The organism is Bradyrhizobium sp. KZN70725, from assembly GCF_055264925.1.
On the sequence record NZ_JBUYWT010000145.1, the window covers coordinates 1 to 2716 of the forward strand.

A 2716-nucleotide genomic window follows, 5' to 3' on the forward strand; every position below is an offset into this window, starting at 1 on the left:
GCTTGGCTCGCCCTGACACTTCGGCGTATCGCCAACGGCTGGCCGAGCAGCGAAATCGACGCGCTTATGCCATGGAACCACGCCGCTTGACGGCCTTAGCTTGCCGCTTACATTGCTTATTCAACCAACTGCCGAATACTACATCATCGCGGCCCGACGGACTGCCCTGAGCACGATCACGAGACCGCGAAAGAGATTTGCCGACGGTCATGCTGAGAAGGTGCCAAGCGGCATTGCCCGAAATCATTGCCAGCGAACCGCGCCCGCCGGCGCGCTGCGTGCCATCATAAGATGGCGCCCCCAACAGCATGCGCTGTCCGGCCTACGGCCGATCGCGGGGTCCGCCACTTGGGCGACGATCTATGGTTGCACCCATGCGCCAGTCTGCTGGTGATTGTTCAATGGAATGATCTATTTTTGCGATTGAAAAGAGGTCACGTCTATTTCGGACGTCCCCATCATTCACTCTTTGCGCCAACCCCGGCGCAGCAGGTCGCGATAGCCGTGACGCGCCACCCACTTAGCGCGAGCCAGATGACTTTCGAAGGCCCGGCGCGCGCGGTCCGGGTCGAGGCTCGGATCAATACAAAGCACAACGCGGGCCACTTCGCGCCAATCAGCATTGTCGGCTTCGGCATCAAGAAGCCGCATATAGGTGACGGCGTGTTGCTCGTCGTATGGCGTGACGTCGGGCGCGCTGGGCGCCAAATCGGCGATATTGGGATCCGGCGGCACGGCCTGAAACTCGCTACAAACTGAAAATTGGATAAATCCGGGCGATGGTAGCGGTATTCAGAGCATCATGGTAGCGATCTAATTGTCGCGATCTGCGAGACAATTGCAGGCGGAAATCTGGCGGGGCTAGCACGCGATGAGGCCAAACACGTGCCTGCTCACTAATCGATGTTCTGATTGCGCGGTCCGGCGAGGCGGGGAGCACTGTTCTCACGTGCAAATTCCACACGAACGACGTTGCCAATTGGCCTGCGCCGCCGCGAAGTAAGGGCCGGTAACCGTGACCGGCCATCCATCTTGTGCGCGCCAGAGGCTACCGAGCGCCTCGCGAGGCCGCTCAGGACCGCGGTAGTACCGCGCGATCCGAGCGCCATCTTTGCAGTCGGCGGTGTCGAATTCCGAATCAAGAAGTCGCCGATACGTCATTAGATGACGACCGATATAGGTCGTGAGGGCCACCTCAATTGGCGCGGTAGCGGCGATATCTGATTTTGATGGCGGCTTGGTCATTGAACCTTCACGCTCGGTTCCGCTCGTTTGCATCCTGACCAACTTACCGCAATGGGAGGGCTATAGCCAGTGGTTTGCTGACCAGCCGAATGGCTGCTTTAGCGCCATGAAAGCTCGTGCGCTTGTCGCTTGGAACGTGCGCCGAATCCGCGTGGATCGCGGCGTTCCGCAAGAGCAATTGGCTTACGATGCAGGCATTGACCGCTCGTACATGAGCGGCCTTGAGCGGCAATCAGCGAACCCGACGATTGATCTCCTAGACCGTATCGCCAAAACGCTGGGTGTTCATTTGTCTGAATTATTTGTCCAGCCACCCAAAGGCACGGCTACTCCCAAGACCTTGCCTAAAGGTCGTAAGCCGAAGTCTGCGCGTCGCAAGAAGAAATAGCATACCTCACGGGAATGGCCAATTTATGCACGCGTGCGTGTAACGGCATTGCGCGACAGCTCTGTTTGAAGTTGAGCCGAGCGCAAGTTGTAGGATCATAACAGAACAAACCCGGGCCGATCGCTTTCCTCAACGACGTTATGAGCAATTTGGAAGATCGTGGTCGGCGTATCCCCCGTGTTTACGCGATCGATTTGCTCGGGCGGAGCTCGCGAAATGGCAAGTGTCATTTCCCAATATGGATATCTTCTTCGGTTAGGGTACTGGCGCCCGGTTCACCTTCCGCGGCGCTGATGTTGTGGCGGCACGGTAGCGGCTTCGCATGGAAGTGGGCTTCCTGGCTACGATCTGCGTCGATCAAGGCGGAGAGTTCGTGTCGCGTGATCTTGACCTGTGGGCTTACCAGCGCGGCGTTACGCTGGACTTCTCACGGCCTGGCAAGCCGACCGACAATGCGTTCATCGAAGCCTTGAATGGCGCTTCCACGCCGAATGCCTCAACTCCTATTTTTTTCTGTTCCTTCCGGACGCCCAGCAAAAGTGGAGGAATTCCAAGCCTGAAGAAGCTATATCCGCACCTGACGTACAGAGCCCGCGCGTCACTTTCGTCCGAAACCTACGAACCCCTTGATCCGTTCTATTGGACGGCATTGTTCCCGCTTCTAGTTCGCGCTAGGTGGAAACAAGCCGAGGCTGGAACTCCTGAGCAACCTAACCAACTGACTACCCGGCGGGCTGCCGACCGAAGCAGCCTTTGCACGCGTGATCGTCTCCAAGCTCGGCGACCATACGCCGTTTTCCCGTCGGGCCGAGATCTATGCGCGACAAGGGATCTGCTCGACCGGGCGACACGGGGCAACTGGTCAGGCCGCGCCTACTTCCATCTCCAGCGCGTCGGGGATCACATGCGGCCGGCATCTGGCCTCGGCGAATTGCCTGTTCATGGACGAGACCACCGCACCAGCACTTGATCGTAAGCGGCAAAGAGACCCCGTCTGGCGCATGGGGTGAGCAATCAGCTATCGGCTGTTGAGTTTGTGAGCCGATGTGAGCTTCTATGTCTGCGCCTAGTTCTGGAACTAGA

The 2716-nt window shown here is 58.2% G+C and carries 4 protein-coding genes and 1 pseudogene; 4 read left to right on the plus strand and 1 reads right to left on the minus strand.

What is annotated here, in order from left to right:
* The coding region (locus tag ACZBJS_RS42210) for a transposase domain-containing protein (protein WP_463440297.1) at positions 1-90 on the plus strand (90 nt) is incomplete at its 5' end.
* A 372-nt stretch (positions 91-462) separates the two neighbouring features.
* Here the strand turns inward: ACZBJS_RS42210 and ACZBJS_RS42215 are convergent.
* Positions 463-735, minus strand: coding sequence for a DNA -binding domain-containing protein (locus tag ACZBJS_RS42215; RefSeq protein ID WP_463440296.1), 273 nt, complete (start codon positions 733-735; stop codon positions 463-465).
* Positions 736-1351: 616 nt separating this feature from the next.
* Between ACZBJS_RS42215 and ACZBJS_RS42220 the strand changes: the two genes are divergently transcribed.
* The 3 genes and pseudogenes from ACZBJS_RS42220 (at position 1352) to ACZBJS_RS42230 (ending at position 2643) form a co-directional block, all read left to right on the plus strand.
* A complete protein-coding gene (locus ACZBJS_RS42220) occupies positions 1352-1633 on the plus strand; it encodes a helix-turn-helix domain-containing protein (RefSeq protein WP_463440298.1) in 282 nt (93 codons plus the stop codon).
* Positions 1634-1904: 271 nt separating this feature from the next.
* Positions 1905-2197, plus strand: a pseudogene (locus tag ACZBJS_RS42225) (integrase core domain-containing protein); the annotation flags it as partial.
* 170 nt (positions 2198-2367) lie between these two features.
* On the plus strand, positions 2368-2643 hold the full coding sequence (locus ACZBJS_RS42230) for an IS66 family transposase (protein ID WP_463440299.1): 276 nt from the start codon (positions 2368-2370) through the stop codon (positions 2641-2643).
* Positions 2644-2716 lie beyond the last annotated feature (73 nt).

Excerpts from the sequence above, each read along its gene's own strand:
- ACZBJS_RS42220 (WP_463440298.1), top strand. The coding sequence starts at position 1,352 with ATGAAAGCTCGTGCGCTTGTCGCTTGGAACGTGCGCCGAATCCGCGTG.